Source organism: Bacteroides sp. 14(A) (genome assembly GCF_000526555.1).
In the GTDB taxonomy this organism is placed as follows: Bacteria; Bacteroidota; Bacteroidia; order Bacteroidales; family Bacteroidaceae; genus Bacteroides; species Bacteroides cellulosilyticus.
In genome coordinates this window covers 230,827-254,203 of the sequence record NZ_JAGH01000002.1, presented here as the reverse complement: position 1 = coordinate 254,203, position 23,377 = coordinate 230,827, and the positions used below count along the sequence as shown (strand labels likewise).

General features: G+C 47.0%; 13 protein-coding genes and 1 pseudogene. All 14 read left to right on the top strand.

The window, feature by feature from the left end:
- The first annotated feature begins 14 nt into the window (after window positions 1-14).
- On the top strand, window positions 15-1,811 hold the full coding sequence (locus tag K429_RS0108770; RefSeq protein WP_007210937.1) for a RagB/SusD family nutrient uptake outer membrane protein: 1,797 nt from the start codon (window positions 15-17) through the stop codon (window positions 1,809-1,811).
- Between the two features lie 18 nt (window positions 1,812-1,829).
- Window positions 1,830-3,509 (top strand): starch-binding protein, encoded by a 1,680-nt coding sequence (locus tag K429_RS0108765; RefSeq protein ID WP_026366656.1) that lies wholly within the window; start codon window positions 1,830-1,832, stop codon window positions 3,507-3,509.
- A gap of 163 nt (window positions 3,510-3,672) precedes the next feature.
- Window positions 3,673-5,016, top strand: coding sequence for an alpha-amylase family glycosyl hydrolase (locus tag K429_RS0108760; RefSeq protein WP_033160336.1), 1,344 nt, complete (start codon window positions 3,673-3,675; stop codon window positions 5,014-5,016).
- Between the two features lies 1 nt (window position 5,017).
- Window positions 5,018-6,343 (top strand): alpha-amylase family glycosyl hydrolase, encoded by a 1,326-nt coding sequence (locus tag K429_RS0108755; protein ID WP_026366654.1) that lies wholly within the window; start codon window positions 5,018-5,020, stop codon window positions 6,341-6,343.
- Window positions 6,344-6,510: 167 nt separating this feature from the next.
- Window positions 6,511-8,655, top strand: a complete 2,145-nt coding sequence (locus tag K429_RS0108750; protein ID WP_026366653.1) for a glycoside hydrolase family 97 protein — start codon at window positions 6,511-6,513, stop codon at window positions 8,653-8,655.
- Window positions 8,656-9,010: 355 nt separating this feature from the next.
- A pseudogene (locus K429_RS0108745) lies at window positions 9,011-9,208 on the top strand (acetylornithine deacetylase); the annotation flags it as partial.
- 201 nt (window positions 9,209-9,409) lie between these two features.
- Complete coding sequence (locus tag K429_RS0108735; RefSeq protein WP_026366651.1) at window positions 9,410-11,131, top strand: AraC family transcriptional regulator; 1,722 nt, start codon at window positions 9,410-9,412, stop codon at window positions 11,129-11,131.
- A gap of 107 nt (window positions 11,132-11,238) precedes the next feature.
- Entirely contained in the window at window positions 11,239-12,318 is a 1,080-nt protein-coding gene (locus K429_RS0108730; RefSeq protein ID WP_155923390.1) for a BMP family ABC transporter substrate-binding protein, read from the top strand.
- Entirely contained in the window at window positions 12,299-14,455 is a 2,157-nt protein-coding gene (locus K429_RS0108725) for a C13 family peptidase (RefSeq protein ID WP_026366649.1), read from the top strand. Before K429_RS0108730 ends, K429_RS0108725 begins: the two co-directional genes overlap by 20 nt.
- Window positions 14,452-15,738 carry a BACON domain-containing protein gene (locus K429_RS0108720; RefSeq protein WP_026366648.1) on the top strand — a complete coding sequence of 429 codons (1,287 nt, stop codon included), beginning with the start codon at window positions 14,452-14,454 and terminating at the stop codon, window positions 15,736-15,738. Before K429_RS0108725 ends, K429_RS0108720 begins: the two co-directional genes overlap by 4 nt.
- Window positions 15,739-15,826: 88 nt before the next feature.
- Window positions 15,827-17,239, top strand: coding sequence for an MAC/perforin domain-containing protein (locus K429_RS0108710; protein ID WP_081750854.1), 1,413 nt, complete (start codon window positions 15,827-15,829; stop codon window positions 17,237-17,239).
- A gap of 70 nt (window positions 17,240-17,309) precedes the next feature.
- Window positions 17,310-18,698 carry an MAC/perforin domain-containing protein gene (locus tag K429_RS0108705; RefSeq protein WP_081750853.1) on the top strand — a complete coding sequence of 463 codons (1,389 nt, stop codon included), beginning with the start codon at window positions 17,310-17,312 and terminating at the stop codon, window positions 18,696-18,698.
- 56 nt (window positions 18,699-18,754) lie between these two features.
- A complete protein-coding gene (locus tag K429_RS0108700) occupies window positions 18,755-21,160 on the top strand; it encodes a BACON domain-containing protein (protein ID WP_155923389.1) in 2,406 nt (801 codons plus the stop codon).
- A 22-nt stretch (window positions 21,161-21,182) separates the two neighbouring features.
- Window positions 21,183-23,297, top strand: coding sequence for an MAC/perforin domain-containing protein (locus K429_RS0108695; RefSeq protein WP_026366644.1), 2,115 nt, complete (start codon window positions 21,183-21,185; stop codon window positions 23,295-23,297).
- The last annotated feature ends 80 nt before the right edge of the window (window positions 23,298-23,377 follow it).

The following is a 23,377-nucleotide window of genomic DNA, read 5'->3' as shown; positions in this document are numbered from 1 at the left end:
TACAGAAAAGAATTATGAAATATCTGAAATATAAATGTCTGTTGGCAATCATTCTGGGTTGTTCATTGAGCGGTTGCTTCGACCTTACGGAAGAAGTGTTCGACCGTGTAGACTCCGGTGTCTATTATCAGGACGAGAATAGTGTGAAGAGTGCGGTAGCTACTATTTATTCCACAGGTGCTACCAGTTATGCCGAATACTTCTGGTACATGCAGGAATTTCCTGCCGATCAGGTGACCTGGCGTGTATGGAATGGCGGTCAGTGGGGATATGATGAAGGTGAAAAGTTTATCTTCTCCATTCAGAACTGGACTCCCGATGCTAAGATTATCCGTAGTGCCTGGGAGAATGCATGGACCACTATCGGCCTGTGTAACACCTTATTGGCTGATATGGGAAAGCTAACTTCTGCCGACCTGAAGATGACTGATGAGAAACTGAAAGCTTATGAAGGCGAAGTACGTACACTTCGTGCCTGGGCTTATTATAATATCTTTGAAATCTGGGGTGGTGCATTGCCGCTGAATATTGAACCGGCCACCGTAGACGGTGAATTGCCACCCACTGCCGACCCGGACTTCGATACAAGTTGCAAGAAGATTTATAACTTCATTGCTACCGAGCTGGATGATTGCTACGAAGGAATGGTAGAAAATCAGGTGAACCGCATGAACAAGGCCGTGAACCGTATGATCAAGGCCCGTCTGTTGCTGAATGCCGAAGTGTTCATCAAAGAAAGCCACTATACCGAATGTGCCGAACTGTGCCGTGAAATAATCAGCGGTAAATATGGAAAATATGAATTGGCAAAGGATTACCGCGATATTTACTCTATCAATAATACGGAATGTCCCGAAGTCATCATGGCTTTTGCCTGCGAAGACGGTAAACTGAATATGGGATGGATGCGCATGACTTTCTATCCTTATAATATCTGGGATTATTTTGGAGGCACTTACAGTCAGAGTGGTTGGAACTGTACTTGTCTGGTTCCTTCGTATGACAATGCGGGAACGGTGAATGAATTGGGAGGTACACAGGGAGCTACCTGCTTCCTCGATGCGGCTTACGGTGATAAACTGGGTGCAGTCTACGAACGCTTCGACGACCGCGACATCCGTAAAAAGAACTATAATTATGATAAGAAGAACGGCTACAGCGGTATCTTCCTGAAAGGTACCATAAAAGCTAACTATGGTAAGGGTGAAGCCTTGAAAGCCGATGCCGACCGTGACGGACAAGACTTGGCGTATGTAGACCAGGTAGGTACGTTTATGAACCTCGGACGCAACCTGGAAACCGTCATGTCACCGCGTTGGGGTGAGACGAACTCCGGCCTCCGTCTGGTGAAGTATCCGGTATATCCTACTTCCGCAGCCATCGACTTTCAGAACATCGATGAAGTGGAATTCCGCCTGAGCGAAGTGTACTATATGCTGGCAGAGTGTGAAATGCGTGCCGGACAAGCCGACAAGGCCAAAGAACTGGTGAACGAAGTACGTAAACGTTACTTCAGTGCCGGCGACTGGGCAGACGTGAAAGACAAACCGGGCCGTGGCTTCACTGCTTTCGATATGGACTGGATGTTGAGTCAGTGGGGTGTTGAATTCCTGAATGAAGGTCGCCGCCGCCGTACAGACCTGCGTCGTTTCGACAAATTCACGCAAGGCCAGTGGTGGTTCTTCGGACGTGCCACGGACAATGGTCAACTTTATCCCGCCAAGCGTGATCGTAAATATGAGTGGTATCCGTTGCCTGCTTCTGCATTGCTTGTCAATCAAGGACTGATACAGAACCCGAATTATAAATAACTCAAAAACAGAAAATCCATGAAAAAGATAATTTATTGGCTGTTTATGTTGCCGTTGTTTGCTCTGCTCAACGGGTGCGACGATACAGATACGATTATATTCGATGATGAACTGCCTCAGTTCGAAATCAAGGCGAACGCTATATTACTGGAAGTCATCATGCCGAAAGGCAGTGCTGCCGATGACGAATACTACATTGTGGGCGACTTCAACGGAGGAGCCGAAGCTGCTGTAGGTAATCTGGAATGGCAGTTGGAGAAAGCTACCGGTAGTGAGTCCAAGTGGGGAATCTATCTGCTACCTTCTACTTTCAAAGATGGAAAGACGCTGGCAGACGGCTTCTACTTCGTATCGGCCTCGAAAGGTGAAGAACGTTCGGTGAAGAATGAAGCTGTGGTGCATCAGTTGGATGTAAAGGTGGGAACCCGTACCAATGTATGGGTAGACCGCTGGGAGGCTTACTTTAATACGGAAGAAGAAGGACATGATGGCTTTGTGGTTTATGTGGCTGATAAGTCCGGTTGGGATAATCTTTACTTGTACGGTTGGGCCGGTGCCGGTGATGTAACACCTGCTTGGCCGGGTATTGCGGTGAAAGGTACGGAAGTGATCAATGGGGTTACTTATAAATACTTCGATATGGGGAAAGCTCTGGATGGTTATGAAGGTGTGAATCTAATTTTCAATAATAATGATGGAAAGCAGTTTGACGGTCCGGTGGTGACACTCAACAGAAACTTCTACTTCCGCATTACCGATAAAGGCTTTGAAGAGATAGACCCGGAAGCAAGTTATTGCATCTATGTGGATGACCAGTCCGGTTGGGGAGATCTGGCACTTTACATCTCCGGGGCAGGTGATAACAATGAAGACTGGCCGGGACTCGAACCTGCCGGAACGAAGGAAATCAACGGAGTAGTTTATAAATACTTTGAAACCGATGTGGAATTGATGAATCAGAGTCTGAAGCTGACATTTAATAATAACAAAAAGGAAGACGATCCGGGACTCGTGCTGTCTTTCGTAAAGAACATCACTTTCAGCCGCGATTTCTATTTCAGCATAACTCCTGAGAAGTGTGAGGAGATAGATCCTGCAACACACGGTACAAGTTATTCCCTTTATGTGGAGGATAATACCGGTTGGAATGTGTTGGCGCTGTATGGCTATGGAGAAGCGGCTATTGGTAGCAGCTGGCCCGGCATACAGGTTTCAGAAACGAAGGAAATCAACGGTACAACGTATAAGTGCTTCCATTTGACACCGGCTTGCACAAATAAGAATATCAACCTGATATTCAATGATAACGGCGTTGGAAATCAGTTGAAAGACTATAATCTGACGATAGATCGCGATTACTATCTCCGCATCTCGGAAGCGGGTTGTAGTGAAATAAAAGATTGCACCGTGTATGTACAGGATAACTCCGGTTGGGAAGCTTTGACTCTCTATGGCTGGGGCGACGCTGCAATTGGCGACAGTTGGCCGGGCATACAAGTAACCGGAACGAGGGAGATCAATGGTGTTACATATAAGTACTTTGATTTATCGGAGCACGTAGGTAAGTATTCGAATCTGATTTTCAATAACAATGGAGGCGGACAGCAAATAGAAGATGGCGGGCTGTATACAGTATTGATAGGAGATATCTACTTCTCTATCACAGCTACTTCTTATGAAAAATTGCCCAAGCCCTAAGATGCTTTGAGTTTCAAGATGGGAAACCGTTTGTTTCATGCCTTGGAACAAGTAGTTTCATTACTTGAAACTCTCTGTTTCACACCGAGAAACTCTTAGTTTCATTGCTTGAAACAGATTATTTGAAATTATAACTTATACTATCTCAATTAATTAAATAGATATGAGAATAAAGGATATCCTTAAGATTTTGTGCTCCAGCCTTTTGCTGTTGAGCTTTACCGGATGCAGTTCGGATGATGATCCTGACATGCCGCCTCCCGCAGATGACGTTACTACAGACGGAATGGTGATTTATGAAGCCAATCCGGCACTCTTCGGTGAAACGCAAGCACTGAATGGACTGACTGCCCAACTGCCGCGTATCAAAAAGCTGGAAGCCAATGTTCTTTGGCTCATGCCCATTTTCCAGCAAGGTGAAAAGAATGCTGTCGGTTCTCCGTATTGTGTGAAAGACTATCGGGCTATTAATCCTGCCTATGGAACACTGTCCGATTTGAAAGCATTAGTCACGAAGGCCCATGCCGAAGGTATGTTGGTAATCCTGGACTGGGTAGCTAACCATACCGCCTGGGATCATGCCTGGACTACGGAACATAAGGACTGGTATACGCAGGACGCCAACGGCAATATTGTTTCTCCCCCCGGAATGGGTTGGGACGATGTGGCTGATTTGAATTATGACAACACTGCCATGCGTGCCGCCATGCAGGAGGTTATGCTTTACTGGCTGACCGAAGCTGACATAGACGGATTCCGTTGCGACCATGCCGAAGGTGTGCCCAATGACTTTTGGAAGGAAACTATCACGAAGCTTCGTGCCGCCAAAAGTACCTTGCTGATGCTGGCCGAAGGTTCACAAACCGCACTCTACGATGCAGGCTTTGATATGCTGTATGCCTGGAACTTCGCTTATAAACTACAGGATGTATATGCAGGAAGCGCTTCTGTGGCTAATTTGTATGATACACATCGTAGTGAGCTTGCTTCGGTAACAGATAAACGGTTACTTATGCGTTATTCCACCAACCATGATATGGCTTCCGAGAAATCGCCCGTGCAGGCTTATCAAACCAAGGAAGGTGCTTTCTCAGCCTTTGTGGCCTCTATTTCTATGGGTGGCTGCCCAATGATTTATAGTTCGCAGGAACTGGCTTATGACAAGGCCCTCTCTTTCTTTGGCTATCAGGCGATGGACTGGAACTCTAATGCCGATTATCAGGCGGATTATACCAAACTGATGCAGTTGTATCGCAATTCTCCTGCTTTACAGAATGGAGAGATCAAACTTTATCAGACGAGTAAAGCGATATGCTCTTATCGTATCTCCAGTACGGAAAAGATACTGGTACTGATAAATACCAGTGGTAATCAGGAAAGATTGAATCTGCCTATGGAGCGGGTAGGGGATAGTGCGAAGAATCTCTGGACCGGAGAAAGCACCGTGTTGCCAAGAACGATTACGTTGGAGCCCTATCAATATTACATCTGGAAAATAGAAGGATAATATGAAGAAATATATATTTGTTGTAAGCCTGCTGTGTCTGCTTGCTGCCTGTACAGGTAAGCGGCAGGGCGAAGCGGCGGTGGAAATTGCGGCATTGCCTGCTGTGGAAGATGTGGTGATGTATCAGGTCAATCCGCGAGTGTTTGCTCCTGAGAAGTCATTCAAGGCGGTGGAGCGTCGCTTAGATTCCATTCAGGCATTGGGAATCAACGTGGTGTGGTTTATGCCGATCAATGAAGTGGGGCAGGAGAAATCTGTGAATTCCCCCTATTGTGTGAAGGACTACAAAGGAGTGAATCCGGAGTTCGGTACACTGGATGAGTTTAAGGCCTTGGTTGCCACTTGCCATCAGAAGGGGATGAATGTGATTATCGACTGGGTAGCCAATCATACTTCCTGGGACAATGCTTGGATTGCCAACAAAGAATGGTATACGCAGGATGAGGCCGGAAACATAATCTTTCCTGCCGGAACCGGTTGGAAGGATGTGGCTGACTTAAACTTTGATAATCAGGAGATGCGCCTGGCAATGATTGAAGCCATGAAGTTTTGGGTTACTGAAATCGGCATTGATGGCTTCCGTTGCGATGCGGCGGACTTTGTTCCTTTCGACTTCTGGAAACAGGCGCTCGATTCTTTGCGTGCCATCCCCGAGCGTTCGTTGCTGATGCTGGCTGAAGGGAAAAGACGCGATCACTTTGATGCAGGTTTCGATATGAATTATTCCTGGGACTTTCTGGAGTCACTTCGCGATGTATTCGTAAAAGATGCTCCGGCACAGGAACTGTTTGCTACGGATAAGGCGGAGTATGATACTATCCCCGTAGGAAAAGTGAAACTGCGTTTTACCACCAATCATGATGAGTCGGCAAAGATGTCGCCTATTAAAGAATTCGGAGATATGCGCGGCTCTATGGCAGCTTTCGTGCTGACTACTTATCTGCATGGAGGAGCATTGATTTATGGTTCACAAGAGGCGGGTTATCCCGAAGCTATCAACTTCTTTACGTATGTTCCGGTGGATTGGACCGGGAACAGTGAACTGTATCAGGAATACTGTCGTCTGATGGCTCTTTACAACGAGTATCCGGCTATCCGTAAAGGGGGATTGACAACATACCCGCAACCCGATGTGCTACTATTTGAGAAACAGGATGGTAAAGATCGTGTGTTGGTTGCTGTAAATGTACGTAATCGTGAAGTAAATGTGACGCTTCCGCAAGAGTGGAACGGACATCCAAGTAAAGATATGTATAGCGGAACAGAAGAGAAGCTGGAAGCAGAACTGAGCCTGTGCCCTTATCAGTATCGAATCTTTAAGTATTGATAATATGATGATATGAATGATAATTTATCAAGTTCGATATAATTACGAAGTATTTATAATATGGAGTAACTTAATTCTCCTCCTCTTGGGAATTGGGATAGTTCTGTCTTTCAATGTTCGTCTTGTAAATTATCAGTTTATGTATAATACTAAAACCATAATAGAATATGAAACATTCTCTTTTTATTGCCTTTTTCCTTTGCCTCGGTTCGTTCGCCTCGGCCCAGCAACTCACTTCTCCTGACGGTAACCTGTCTTTGGAGTTTATGGAGCAGGCAGACGGCGTTCCGGCATACCGGCTGGACTATAAAGGCAAACCCGTTTTAACTTCCGGTCGTTTAGGTCTCCTGACGGAAGAAGCCGACCTGACCCGAGGATTCAAACAAACAAACCTTGAACGTGCTTCTGTTGATAACTACTGGAATCCCGTTTGGGGTGAGTACAACCGGGTACGGAATCATTATAACGAAATGACCGTCACCTTAGAACAACCGGAAACAGGACGTATCCTAAATATCCGTTTCCGTCTGTTCAATGATGGTCTGGGCTTTCGCTACGAACTGCCTTTGCAACGCAAGATGAACTACCTCACCGTAAAAGATGAAGTAACCGAATTCAATCTCACGGGAAATCATAAAGCCTTTTGCATCCCCGGTGACTATGATACCAACGAGTTTGCCTATACCACCGCCCCTCTATCGGACATCGCAGTGGATATGGAGAAAAGAATTGCTAAGAAATCTTATGAATCTAAAGCCGAAGGCGGCCTGACAGTGCAAACCCCGTTAATGATGAAAAGCGAAGATGGCATCTACCTGAATATCCATGAAGCTGCTTTAGTGGATTATGCCGGTATGTTGCTAAATGTAGATGATAAGCAGTTTAAATTAAGTGCCCACCTGACTCCCGATAAATTAGGTAAGAAAGGTTACTTGCAACTGCCCGTGCTGTCTCCCTGGCGTACCGTTATTGTTAGCGATGATGCCCGTGACATTCTTGCTTCTCAATTGATTTATAATCTGAACGAACCTTGCCAATATGAAGATACCTCCTGGATTCGTCCGATGAAATTCGTCGGCGTGTGGTGGGAAATGTTCACAGGCGAAGGAAAGACCTGGGCATATAGTGATTTCTACCAGGCCAAGCCCGGCATTACGGATTATGCCAAACTGGAACCCAATGGTCATCACCCCGCCAATACCACCCATGTGAAGGAATATATCGACTTCGCCTCCGCCCATGGCATCGACGGAATACTGGTAGAAGGCTGGAACGAAGGTTGGGAAGACTGGGCTTCCTATCGAAAAGATCGTCAGTTCCTCTTCAACAAAGCCTATCCCGACTTCGACGTTAAAGAGCTGCAACGTTACGCCAAAGAAAAAGGCGTGCAAATGGTGATGCATCACGAAACAGCCGCCAATGCTGCCGACTACGAACGCCAATTGGATGAGGCCTTCCAGTTCATGGTAGACAATGGTTATCATGCTGTGAAAACCGGTTACGTAGGTTATATCATCCCCCGTAATGAATACCACTCTTCCCAATGGATGAACAACCATTACATCCATGTAGCTCGTCGCGCTGCTGATTATAAAGTAATGGTTAATAGCCACGAGGCAGTACGCCCCACCGGTTTGTGTCGTACTTACCCTAACTGGCTGGCTCAGGAATCTGCCCGTGGCGGAGAGTTCGAAACAATGGGTGGCAATGATCCCGATCATACCTGTATTCTGCCTTTTACCCGCCTGAAAGGTGGTCCGATGGACTATACCCCGGGTATTTTCGAGACAAGACTGTCTTATTACAACGGTGAGAAACCCAACGAACGTGTGCATACCACTTTGGTGAAGCAAATGGCACTCTACATGACCATGCCTTCTCCTATCCAGATGGTAGCCGACTTGCCTTCCAATTACGCCCGTTTTCCGGATGCCTTCCGATTCATTGAAGACGTTGCGGTAGACTGGGACAATAGCTGGTACCTAGAAGCCGAACCGGGAGATTATATCACCGTAGCCCGCAAGGCAAAAGGTAAAAACGAATGGTTTGTTGGCGGCATTACTGATGAGAATAGTCGTACGGCGACGATTCCTTTCTCCTGGCTTCCGGAAGGAAAACAATATATCGCTACCATTTACGAAGATGGCAAGGATGCAGATTGGGACACCAATCCCCAAAGCTATCGTATACGTAAGGTAGTAGTGACACCTAAGAGTGTACTGAAACAGAAATTAGCCGCCAGCGGTGGCGTTGCCATCAGCATCAAAGAGGCTGATAAAGCGGAGATGAAAGGTTTGAAAACCATCCGCTAAGGCATAAAGGCATTAAATGGAGATATACTCTGCATTTAATATTAAAGTTAACAATACGAATAGGGAGGCCGGGAGGTTTCCCTATTTTTTTGTGTTGAGAGATTCATTCGAGAAATTCATTCATCACTCGCATACATGCGCGCAGACGCGTATTTCCTTAACTTTTTCTTTAGACCTTGTTACACACATTTTTTTAAACTGTGGTTTTATAGCGAAAAAACAATCCTGAATATTGAATTCATGAAGAAGGGTGGTTGTAATATCACCCGCAAATTACAAACTTGCCAAATGTAAATTAAGCATATATTAAGATTTATTCATAAATTTGCATTTTAATAATTTATTTGAGAAAGATATGACTTACGATATACCTATAATGGTTTCTGAAGCAACCGGAGTCCTCAAGTCTCTGATTGCGATCCCTTCTCTTAGTCGCGACAAAGAAAAAGCGGCAGACTACCGGCAGAATTATATTGAGTTGCAGGGTATGGTAATCGGCCGTAAAGGTAATAATGTCCGGCACCTCAGCCCGATGTTTGATTTGAATAAGCCCAACGAGAGTTACAGTAATTAGGAATTGTTTGCAGAAATACAAAAAACATATCTCTTGCGAAATCAAAGCACGTTTTTCCCGTTTGAGCTCTTCTTACGTGGAAGAACGACATCCGATAGTGCAACGCGCATATGAAACTACTGGACGGAGCAACAATTCACACCTGATTTTTATAAACAATCCGATATAATATTATTCACAATGAAAAATGTCTTTTTACAATTATCAATCATAGGTATACTATTTATATTTGTACCGACCGGAATGAAGGCCAATACTGCTCCGGATTCCATCCACACACTGAAACACGTCATGAAAATACACGTTGCTGTTCCGGACAGCGCCTTAAAGTTGCTGGATGTAATGGAAAATAGAAAACTGGAAAAACCATGCCTGATAAATGCCCAACGAAGTTTGTCATATTCACAAAAAAGGCAGCCACAAATGAGTGTGAATTACGCCTTGAAGGCCCTTCAGGATACTGCATTGCGTAGCGAACGACTGTATTACCTGCAAACCATGTCATGCATAGCCGCTGCATACCAACGATTGGCAAACTACGAACAAAGTATCCATTACTTAACGGAAGGCATCCAATTCTCCCGAGAAATCGGACATAAACAAACCGAGGCCGATTTCTTGTTTACAATGGGAGAAAACTATTATGCATTAAACCAAAGACAAGAAGCATACGATTGTTTCGAACAAGCCATCCAGCTACTGGAAAATGAAAAGGAATTCCGTATGAAACCTACCCTCTCTTATTTCTACGGACAATTGACCAACTATCTGGCCGGAGAACAAAAATATAATGAAGCTATTGCCATCTCTAACAAACGGGAAGATCTTATCAACCAAATGAAAAAACAAAAAGGTATTCCACAAGGTTACATAGACCAACAGCTAAGCTACCTGTATATCAAGCAAGCCTATCTCTATGCCCAATTGGGAATACTACAAAAGGCCTCAACGCATTTTGAGAAATTCTCTGCGACTCGATACTCAAAGCATAAAGCTGCTCACATAGACATCACAGCCTACCGACTGGCAATGAAGCAGTATAAACAAATTATAGATTATTACCAAAAAACAGACCTAACCGAACTGACAGCAGATACGATAAGCCAGGAATTCATCGGAATATTGAGTAACTTGTCGGAAGCACACAGGGGGATGAACGACTTTCAGAAAGTTCTTCAATACCAACAAAGAATGCAGGTAATAGAAGACAGCCTGAACGCCCGTAACTGGAAAAATGAAGTGGCAGAACTGGCCACTATCTATAAACTGCAAGAAAAAGAATGGCACATCCGTCAGAAAGACGAACAGTTGCGCAACTCTTTCATCATTCAGACCTTGTTGGGGTGCGCCTTCGCATTGGCTTTGGTTTTATTGTGGCTTGCCGTACGCCATATAAATACCATCAAAAAGAAAAACCAACTTATAGCAGGCAAATTGGACAGCCTGATGTCGTATGAAGAGGAATTGGAAAAACTGCATAGGCAAATAGACGAAAGTAAAATATCGGTAGCAGAAGAACAAGAAAGGGAAGATTCCATCAATAAAGATTTGTTCAGAAAAATGGAACGTATTATCAAAGATGAAAAACTTTATCTGATGCCCGAACTAGTAAGGCAAGATATGTTAGCACGGCTCTCTGTTGACAAAAACCGCTTTGCCCAAATGCTACAGGAGAACACCAACATGACCTTCTCGCAATATCTCACAGATTTGAGATTGAAACATGCCTTGACAGAATTGAAGCAACATCCCAATTATACCATACAGGCCATTGCCGAGGTATCGGGCTTTTCAAACACCCGCCACTTCCAGCGCCTGTTCAAGGCAGCATACGATATGACACCCTCCGAATATAAGAGGCATATACAGGGAAAGCAGCCCTTGGAGCCTCCTACGGACTAATTGTCGCCCACTTTTTGACCAAATGTCAGTAGTGCATTTCAAACGTCACCATCCGCCATATAAAATGTTATTACATTTGCAGACAACATTTATCAGTGACAAGGGTGGTGAAAACAAGTTCAAAGGCTATACTCAAATCTGGTCTTATTTATTTAATATACTTCTTGCTGGCAGGAGGCTTCCTGCTTATGACAGGAGGCTGCGATGATAAAGACAAAATAGAAGAGGAGATTCCGGAAGTCTCACCAGAATCCCCCGACAAGTTCGTGTATGTTATTTTTCCCGTTAACGCATTGGGAGACCATGCCTATAACGACCTCGTACTGGCCGGTATTCTTGAAGCGCAGAAGAAAGCCGGGTTCTATACGATGCTCTACGCCCCTATAGATATGGAAGAAGGCATACTGATGCTCAATTTGGCTCTTGACGGCATAAACTCTGCGAAAAAAGGAGAGTGCCTTGCCATCATAGCAGGTAACGAATACGAAGAGGCCACCCGGCAATGGTTGCAAGGCAAGAAACTGCGTGATGGATTTGGAGACGACGTGCTCCTGTTCGAAACAAATGGCACCGATCTACCCATACATACCTTTCTCATCAACATGTATGGCGCATCTTATATAGCAGGTTCCATTGCCTCCCTCTTTTCATATCAGGCCGCCGTCCTCGCTGCCAACGCGCAAGATCTGTCCATACAGCGGAGCATAACAGGATTCAGCGAAGGATTTATTGACAACGGGGGGACTTCCGTATCCACTTGCTACATCTCCGACAACCATGAAGGCTATTCCATGCAGGCCCGAGCATACGAGCTGACCGACAGTCTGACCGAGACCCATCGTTTCATCTACCCTATAGCCGGTGGCTCCAATCAGGGGGTATATCGCTATTCGCGCGAAAACCCTGACAAGTTCTATACTGCTGGTATGGACGTCAACCTCTCAGCATACTCTGCACATATCGTGTTCTCGACGGTGAAACATATCGATCGGGCTGTTGCGGAATATCTCACCGCATGGAACGAACAAAAGGAGTTGCCCGACCTGCATACCACTTACGGCATAGGTAGCGGGCACGCTGATATTGCCCTTGTTGACGAATACCAATCCAGCTATAAAGACCTTGTGGAATACTACCGTCCAATCGTTAATGAAAAAGAACAGATATATGAAGAGAAACAGCCTTGATATCCACATTATATATCTAAAAACATTCCTTTGGCTATGTTGCCTGTTCAGCCTGCTCTCCGGTTGCTCATCGTCGGCAGATGAAGAGGCTGCCATACTGCCCCCCGCTCCTTCGAAGGTAAACCTATACAAAGTGGCGGTCATCATGCCTCTTTCGGACACCTCCGCCAAAGAAAAGTGCGAACGTACCGTGGCATGGGCTCAGGAGACCATCTACGAGTTGACGGTTGGTGACGAGAATTGCGTACAACTGGACGTAGAGTGGTACAATGAGGATACAGAAGATATGGAACAACTTGCTATGAGGCTTGCCTACCGCGAAGACTTGTATGCTATTATCGGCCCTTACGCCTCACAGAATGTGGAAATCATAGCCCGTGAATGTGCTGTGTCCCACAAGCCGCTTATCGCCCCTACCGCTTCTTCCGCTGACCTGGTACGGTTGTATGCACAGGAGGGCTTCTTATGGTCACTGGTGGAGACCGATATCTCCCAATGTGAAACTTTGCTCAGCATTGCCTTGGAAGAGGGCTGTCGTCGTATATCCCTCATCGCTTCCGATGATATCTATGGGCAAACATTCATTGATTGGTTTGCATTCCAGGCCAACGAGTTGGGCGTGAGCGTAGACAAAGTATTGAAATACACTATAGGGCAACCGGAAGCAGCCATGTGCGAAGCCTTGAGCACTTCACCTGAAGCTCTTATCTGCGTGCCGGGCAAGCCTGCGGACGTAAGAAAGATGCTTGAACAACATGACAAGGAGAGTGCTACGCGCCTGCTTTTTTCGGACAATGCCTTCCAGACTTCCGTCATTGAGTCGTGCGGTGATTTGGCAGAGGAGATAGAGGGGGTGGGTACATGTGCCGACCCGGAGACAGGCTTCGACATCGCCTATAAAGTACGCTTCGGCGAAGCACCTACCTGGGAAGCCTACCTGTACGATGCCGCTTTTTTGACACTGATGGGTGTTTACGACCTCCAGGTAAACGGTGGAACCGACCTGAACACGTCCCTGAGAAAAATGACGATATCCGACGAGAATACTGACAACCAGCAAGGTGCATGGATGCCCGGGCTGCTTTGGGTGAAGATGTTAGGGATTCAATTCCAGAGCTACACCTGTCTGAACGGAGCAAGCGGGTTGCTGGCTTTCGACAAGAACGTATATACCAACGTATTACACAGTACCTATTGCCACTGGATGATTTACCGTAAAAACTTCCTGGTACTGGATTATCACACAACCGACGGTTCGCACCGCACCAATGCCAATCTGGCAGGCTGGAACTGGAAGAAAGAAAAGGAGCAGGAATTCGATTCGGGTCTGAAAGAGCCCGAATACCCGGCTTTGAAGGAGCGTTGGGCAGTCGTCATCGCAGCATCGCGCGGATGGAGTAACTATCGTCACCAGGCCGATGCGCTGGCTTTCTACCAACTGCTGAAAAGCCGGGGATACGATGACGAGCACATCATTCTGATTGAAGAAGACGACATAGCTGGACACCCGTCGAACTTCGATCCCGGTAAAGTGTACATCAGCCCCGATGGTACAGACGTTTACGAAGGTGCGGTCATCGACTACAAGCTATCCGAACTATCGCCTGCCGACCTCGTGGACATCTTCTGTGGAAAACGTAGCGACCGTTTGCCTCACGTTGTCTCATCCGGTGAGCAGGACAATGTACTCGTGTTCTGGAGCGGCCATGGCATGCAGGGCAACCTGTTGTGGGGAGATGTCGACAACTTCAGTCACTGGCAGGCGGCAGAACTGTTCGATACCCTCCACCGCCAGCGGAAATACCGTAAGATGTTGTGGCTTGTGGAAACCTGCTATGCAGGCAGTGTGGCGAAAGCGTGCGAAGGCATACCGGGTATCATGTGTATGACAGCCTCCGGTGAATGGGAAACCTCCAAACCGGATATCCCTTACAAGAGTGTCTGGCTGAGCAACCGGTTCACCTATTCCCTGTTGTCCGAACTGACCGCCCGACCGGAAATATCCTTGCGGGAGCTTTACTACAGCCTGTTCCGCACCACTATCGGGTCGCACGTACAAATATATAATGAGAGGAACTACGGTTCCGTGTACCGTAACAACATGAAGGAATACCTGCAAAAAAGAATTGACGAATGAAAAGTAAGATAACATCCTCCGTCTTTCTAATTCTCTGCCTGCTGACATCGTGCAGCAAAGACGAGATGGAACTCCTGTTGGAAATACCGGATCAGACGGACTATCTGATAGACAGAGACGGGCACGAATTCAGCATCTCCGTTGCTTCTAACGCCGAATGGGTAGTGAGTGTCGATGCGGAGTGGCTCACCGTGAATAGGGCCGAAGGCACCGGCAATACCGATGTCACTGTCAATATAGGAGCTAATCCCGTGCCTGAACGGCGTTATGCCACCATCAGTGTCTGCCTGAAAAGAAGCGACAAGATGTTTGCCGTCAACGTGGTACAGAACGGGGCTTCGCGACTGCTCGGTATGCCGAGTGTCGAGAAGGGGGCAGGTTACAGCTATGATGTCAGTGCGGACTACTGCACGGGCATGCTCTATCAGGTGTTCGACATCACCCACATGGACTACAAGCAGATGCTTAATGGGAAGTTTTACGTGATGGACGATAATGAAGCCATGGTGGAAGAAGAATTCGTGACGGGCAAGACCGAAGAGGAGATATCGCAGCAGATCAGTGCCAATGCTTCCATCGGACTGGACCTGGTGAAGGTGTTCCAGGCAGGGCTGACCGGTAGCGTGGACTACTCCAAACTTGAGGCAAAGAGCACGCAGTTTGCCATGAGCCGCACCAAGCGCATCATTTACAGCCGCGACATTCAGTACCGGAATGTGCTTGCCGATGTCATGGCCGGCGACAAGGAACTATTTGCGGCAGGCTTCTATGTGGACTGGAAGAAGCTCCAGGACATGAATGAATCATCGGGGAGGGTAGACGAGCAAGCAGTCACCCGTTTTCTCAAGAAGTGGGGGGCCTGTTTCGTTTCCCGCTCCTGCTTAGGAGGCTCCATCGACTACGAAATGGAGATAGACAAGTCCGTGCTGAGCGAGAGCCTCACCATCGAGCTGGCATTGGAAGCGTCGTTGGCAGGTATCATCGAGGCGGACGCAGGCGGGAAATACGTGGAGACGATGAAAAAGATCAAGGAACACTACCGCAAGTATGTGCACGTGAAGGGAGGGGATGTGCAGGCGATATCTATACTCAACTCCGGGGGGAGCATCAGCCAAACCGACTATAAAGGTTGGTTGGAAAGCATCAGTTACGACCGCATGATTGTCGGTAGTGCCAATGTGGCTCTGATTGACGTGAAGCTGGTGGCGTTTACCGAACTGTTCACCGGTAAGGTGAGGGAAGAGATAAAAAGGCAGATAAACAATTGGGACAAAATCAAATGACCGGAACGAAGCCGGAAAAAAAACGGTATGGCACCATGAATGATCGATATGTTTATATAATTATTAATCAATTAAATTAAGTTTTAGTATGAAGAAAAGCAATCTTTTAGCAGCAGGCCTTTTAGTTGCCGGCATGTGCCTCAGCACATCTTGCAGCGACAATACGTTTGTAGCTGCGACACCGGACGAAGACGTTACGGCAGGTTTCGACAAGCCGACCCTCGCTTTGGTGAACGAAAGTGGCAAAGAAGTAAACAACCTTCCCGGTACTTTCGGTACGTATTACCTGGACATCAAGGCACAAGGCAAATGGAAACTGGAAAGTACGACTCCTTTCCTGGCATTGGACCAGAAATCGGGCGAAGGTCCTGCCCGCGTGAAGCTCTTGGTAGGTAGCAACTGGGGAGCGGCGCGCACAGGCGGTGTCACACTATATAGCGCCGATGTCGCTTCCACCCGCGCCGAAGGAGATGGAACCACAACCACTGTCAACCAGACCAGCAAATTTGACCCAAGTGATGTGAAAGACCTGCTCTCTTCCAACAAAGGTGCGGGATATTCCTATCAACCCTACTCCAATTACTGCTTGGGCACGCACATCCAACTCTTCAACATGAAGAGTCTGGCGGCAATAAGCGATTCGACAGGCGTGACGTTCCTCACTGACGAAATCTATCCGGTAGTGGAAGAGGAAGTGACTACTGCCGATTCAGAAGAAAGTTTGTCAAGCAAGCTGTCAGTAGCTGCATCTGTCAACTTGAACTTCAACGCTTTCTCTGCTGATGTAAAGGGAGCCTACAATAGTTCATCCGGCACCAGCAACACTAAGCAGTATGCCGTGAAGCGTATGAAAAGTTATCAGTACACCCGTGAAATTGACTTTATGAACATTATCGCCATGGCAGAAAGTTCGGAAGAAATGGAAGCGAAATTGCTGGCACCGGGATTCGTAAAACTGAGAAACGACTTCACGAACAACATTAAGAAGGCGACAGCTACAACGCCCATCAACGAAGAGACTGTGAAGAAGTATTGCAAATCGTTTGTAGATGAAATCGGTCCTTGCTTTGTCAGCAAGTCGGTAATGGGTTGCGTGCTCGATTACTACATCTCCATGGACAAAAGTTTAGTGACGGACACCATGTCGGTAAGCGGTGCGCTGGATATCAAGTTCCAGACCTCGGTAAGCGTAACGGGCGACGGTGCATACGATGATAACAAAAAGAATTCCGTGAAGAATGTGGAAGCCAAGATCAACGTCCGCGGAGGCGATGTAAGCCAAGTGTCTATCCTCACCACCGGCGGCACGCTCAAAAACGAGGACCTGCTGGCTTGGCAACAAAGCATAGAGCCGAAATCGGCCGTAATGATCGACATGAAGTTGGTGCCCATCTATCTGCTCATCTCCGACCAGGCGGCAAAAACTTATTTGCAGTCATATCTTGAAAGCATAGCGACGGTACCACCGAAGTTGCCGGGGGAAGAGCAAAAGCAACAGTAAGATTACCTATAGCAAGAAGGAGGAGCTGTTTTAGCGCACTCCTTCCTGCTTCACCTCATACATAGAAGTCATGATTAAGAAAAAATACTTAGCGGCAGGCATACTTGCCTTGTCGATATCAGTCGGCATCACATCATGCGGCAGTGATACGTCGTTCGTGCAGTATCCCGATGTGGAAGAGGAAGTTCCCGCAACTTCTCCGTTTACCTTGGTGGACGGTGGGGGGAATGCCGTAGACAACCTTTCTTCGGAATACGGCGAATATTTCATAAAAGTAAATGCCGAAGGTCCGTGGAAACTGGAAGTGGACAAAGATTTCTTGGCGCCACTACGCACCGAAGGCGAAGGTCCCGACCTCATACCCATCTACGTGGGATGCAATTGGAGCGAAGCCCGGCAGGGGAACATCACCCTGCACCTCAACGGAGCCGCTACCCGCAACGGTGAAAGCACCTTCACACGTGCTGCCAGCCAAAAGGCTACACCCGATATGGAAGCCGTTAAGAAAATGATTTCTTCCAATAAAGGGGCGGGCTACTCCTATCAGCCTAACTCTAACTACTGCCTGGGCACCAATATGCAGCTCTTCAACCTGGGACGCCTCGACAGTCTGCAACAGGCGATACGCTATGATCTTATCACCGATGAGTATTACCCGCAGGTGGAAGAAGAGGTGAGCACCGCTACTTCGCAAGAAGACCTGTCAAGAAAACTTTCCGTGGCCGCTTCCGTCAACCTGAACTTCAATGCGTTCGCCATCGACGTAAAGGGACACTACGGTAGTTCGTCTACCAATACGCAGGACAAGGAATATGGCGTGAAACGGCTGAAAAGCTACCAGTTCACGCGCGAAATTAACTATATGAACATGGTGGCGTTGGTGAACGAGAGACCCGAACTGAGAAACGAAGTCTATGCGCCGGGATTCATCCAGAAGGTAGAGGAATTCACCAAAGACATAAAGGCGGCAGGCAATTCGCAGACCACCATCGAGAAACTTTGCAAGGACTTCTGTAGCGAGGTGGGACCCTGCTTCATCAGCAAGTCCGTCATGGGGTGCGTGCTCGACTACTACATCTCCGTGGACAAGTCATTGCTGAAAGACGGTATGACCGCCGGAGGCGCGCTCGAATTCAAACTGAAAGTCAGTATCGGCATCGACGTCAAAGGCGAAGGGGACTATAGCCAGGACCAAAAGAATATCCTGGAGAAGACCGAAGCCAAAGTGAACATACGTGGCGGCAACGTGAACGAGGTCTGCATCCTGGCGACGGGAGGTGTATTGGAGAACGAGCAAGTGCTGTCGTGGCAACAGAGCGTGGAGCCTTCCACAGCTGTCATGATAGACATGAAATTGGTACCCATCTACCTGCTCATCAACGACCAGACCGCCCACGATGCACTGAAAGCCTATGTGGACAAAGAAGGAAGTTTGGATAAAAAAGAAGATGATAAATAGAAGATTGCAACCGACGGTTGCCTGAAAATAAGAGACTCATAAATCAAGAATCAAAGATGCTGAAACGTTTACTCTTTCCTCTCACCCTGCTGTTGTGCCTTGCCGTCGCCACAACCTCTTGCCGCGATGATGATGACGGACTTATCGACCTGCCCGAAGAACTGGTTTCAGGACCCATCCGCATATCCGTGCCCGAAAATCCCTGGCGCATCAAGAGTGCGGCGGACTATTACGCGTTCTATGTGGAGTGTCAGGGCAGCGGCTGGATTGCCACCTGCGAATCGGAATGGCTCACCCTCACGCCTACGGAAGGGAGCGAGTCGCAGTATATACGTTTCGACGTGGGAGAGAACACGGAACCCTTTGCCCGCGTGGCGGTCATTACCATTGCCGATGCCAAGGAGCCGGACACTTACAGGGTGCAGGTACGCATCCGTCAGTCGGGCTACAACGACGAGGATAACGCCACCCTGACGGGAGATATGCAGAAAAAACACCGTATGGGATATGGGTATGACATCATGAAAGAGTATGCGTCGGATGGAAGCTATTCCGACAATCCGGTATTGGATTATGACAAGGTGGTGGAAGCGGAAGAAGCCAAAGGTATCACCATCATCTCCGAAGACCGTCGCCACTATCAGGATCTGGAGATATTCTCCGGTACCACCATCACCGAACTGGCTGGAAAGCTGACAAGAAACATGGATAGCAAGGCTACCTTTTTAGGCTGTGGAAAGATCTCGGATACCCAGACCGACATCTACCGTAACAAGACTATCGAAGAGGTGTGCGGTCTTGTGCGCTTGAAGCAGATTATTTCCTCACGTACCATTGATATAGGTATGCTCCGTTCCCAAGCCACAAGTGATGATTCCCCGCTCTACTCACAGGAATTCCGCAAAGCCTTGAAAGAACTTAATGAAAACAACGCCTACGCTTTTCTCAATAAATTCAGAACCCACTTGGTGGTATCTGCTGACTTGGGGGGAAGCCTCGAACTGCATACAACGATCACTCGCGAGACCTCCATCGAAACGCAGCATTCGGTCACTACCGTCACGAAGAAGGTGTTCGGAAAAAACAAAGGACAAAGCAGCCAATCATACGATACATACCAAGGAGAGATAGGCATCGACTACAAGGCCGACCTGACTTGCGTAGGCGGAGACTCCAAGACACATGGAGTCATGCAGGCAGCAGTCAATGCGAAACGCCAGATCACCCCTGACGAGATAAAGAAATGGCAGGCGTCGTTCAACATTGACCCCGCCGATACCGGAAAAGAGTACAATGTGGGTATGGTGGGATGCCGTCTGATACCCATATACGAGATAATCAACGACCCCGACAAGCGCAGATTGGTGCAGATTGCTTTTTCCAAATATACCAATTCACCGGAGATGGCGCCAAAGCCGGAAGATACACCGGCCCGGATAGAAATAGATATTGTACGCAAGGAATGGTTACAAAGACAAAGTTCATGTGCCTTGAAAGCAGATACCCGCAACAAAAACAGATACTTTATATTTGTAAAGGAGTATGTGCCGGCCATTCGTCGTGATGACGCCGTCATAATAGCTTACCCATTCATCGAAGAGAAACCATACTTTTATTGCGGTGTTTTCATAGGCGATGCGGATAACCATCCGGGTGCAGTACGCTGGTTGGGCAATAATTGCCTCTATGAGCCCAACGATTCTGTCAGGTACGACAATGCCCAATTTGCGCATTTGTTCGACGCAAATAGCAAATCGCTGAAACAATTATATTTCTATAACGCTGCCGTACAGATAATGCCCCCAAAACAAAACAACAAATACATCGTAGAAGATAGTATACATTCGATAACCTCCGTACACCCTCTTCGGGCCTCATCTAAAAAGATAATATATAGCGCAGGAGACGACGAGAACGACAAGCTCTATTTAATTAAGGTAGGTCCCTTGATGTGGTTCGAAGCCAGTTATAGCCTGCAAAAGAGAGATATTATAGATAATACAGATTATGTTCCTTTCAATAAGTCCGAAGGTGCCAATAAATTTCACATGTGCAAGCCAACGAACGATCTATATCAAGCATTTTATTGGTCTGACATTAATCATTATCTCCCCACTGACAATCAGATAAACAGTCTGATGAAAGTATGTAACGGAAACGAAAAGGTTCTTTTCGAACTAAATCCCGGCAATCTAAGCAATTTATTAGGACTAAAATGGGGCAAAGGGGCTTTTCGCCATTTATCCGGTAGTTCTTATGATAAATTTGACACGGAAGCTATTGTCTTCCCCATTCGGGACATGACCTCCAAACAGGATTCCCTTCTCGATATTGCCAGAATAACCAAATCAGGAAGAGCCAGCCGGATATCCATGAAAGATTATCAATTAGCAACGATAGGTTCCACCGATTGTGCTACCTTGCTTTTACCGATTTATATGGTAGCTGAAACTTTTGATTAACAAATAACGCCAACAAAACCTTATGAAAATTCTTAAGCTGCAATATATCCTTATCCTGGCTGTACTGACTGCCTGCCAAGATGAGAGCTTTCAAGTTCCAATGGAGGAGAATGAAGTTCATATCGCAACGGAAAATGAGATTCTCCTGAAACGCGGATATTCTGATTACACTCTGACGGCAGAGAGACTGGCCGGATTGGAAGGATGCCGCATACGGACAAAGGAAGGTTTTGTATTCCTGTCCGATTCTATCGTACGGAGCGGCGAGCCACTCACCATCGAAGTGGAGCAAAATCCTTATCAAGAGGAACGCCTCGGTGAACTTGAATTCACTGACCGGCAAGGCGCGATAATCCGCACCTACTCCTTGCGTCAGGCAAGCAGCCTGAGCCAGACGGTGGGAGAAGCCTATTCGGGAGCCTTGATGCGTTCATACGGTGTGGGCTATGGCTACGATGCCTTCGGTAAATATGCAAGCTACAACAGCGTACGCGACCAAGTGATAAGCTTGCCTGCCTTGCGGCTGTACGAACGGGAGAACAAGACCTCATGTATCGTGGATGACTCCGCGCCCGATATGGTAACCACCATTCTGGAAGGAAAAGACAGTGAACAACTCCTCAAGTCGCTATCCGCCCATGCCGGATTGGGACTGGATGTCGGTTTCTTCCAAGCACACGTGGAGGGGAGCTATGCACGTAGTGATCTCAAGACCAATGCCTACTCATTTTGCACCATCATGAACAACTATAAAGCCCTTTCCCGACATATCGACCCTTACAGTCTGATAGAGATAGCACGGGATAATCCAAAGATATTGACCGAAGGCTTCCGAAACTGTATTAATAAAATCAGTGATGCCATTGGAAAAGACAATCTTGACGAGGCTACAGAATATACGGACGAACTATTCCGCATTTACGGTACCCATGTCATCTATCATGCCGATTTGGGCGGAAAACTTGAGTTCTGTTCCACCTTCGAGCGTGCTGCCTTAGACAGCAAGACAACGCTTTCCGTAGCCGCCGAAGCCTCATTCCTCAACATGTGTGGATTCAAAATGGAAGAGGGACAGACCAATACTTACAGCCAGACATCGACCCGCCAGTCGCGCAGCATCTCGGCGCGTGGAGGAGATGTGACCTACATAACGGAAATCATCAATTGCGAAAAAGACGTGCTTGGCGACAATATTGTAGACAAATGGTATAAATCCATCCGTCTTGATCTTCAAGACCCCGTAAAGAACAATGTGGAACTGATAGACTTCAAGCTATTCCCCATCTACGAGTTCATAACCGATGAAAAAGCGCGGAACTTCGTCTTTACACAACTTGGCATAGAGATTCAGTATGAAGACGACATGTTCCCGAAAGTGTACGACAAGAAATACCGGCAGATCGACTGCCAGAAGCTCATAACGGATGATATGAAATACCATAATCAATGGTGGTTGGAATATCTGAGAGCCGATGACCAGGCTATCGTAGAGACCATATCCGAATATATATGGATAAAGGGAAAACAATATGCGCTCCGTTCTTTCTACCCCATCATATCGGGAGAGGTGCGGAACGAAGGACTTGCTGTGACAAGCGATTCGCTCTACCGTATCCTATGGAAAGACTTGGAATGTACTTTGACACCTATAGGGAAACGAAGCGAATATCCCACACTTTATTACAACGCCGGTGACTTGGACATCACCCCCACCGACAGCACAGAAACCTATTCGGCCGACTATGTATTAAGGCAAACTATTTTATACAGTTTGGGAAAAGAGCTTCGATTGTTCTATAAATACGGTCCGTATATGTTTGTGGCAAGTCCTAATATGTGGTCGGGTAACCCGATGGTAGCTTTCGCCGACAGGCCAAAGGATTGGGAGATATTTACACAAGAAAAGACACTGAAGGATCTGGAAGAATTACACCGGAAATACAACATTAAAGAAAGAGATTCCGACAGGCAAAGCGGATTGGAAGTTTCTAGCAATTATATCATTGGCAGGAACAGTGCCAGCGAACCTGAATTTATAACCATGACATACAATAAGACAACCGAATGCAGCACATCGGACGAGGTAGCAAGCGGAACTCGGTTTCTTTATATGCGCAGTTCCTCTTTCCGCTATTGACGCAACAAACGGACTGGCATGCGAAACAATCTGAGTATAAAGGATAAAAACTATCAAATAACCAACATCAAAAGAATAAT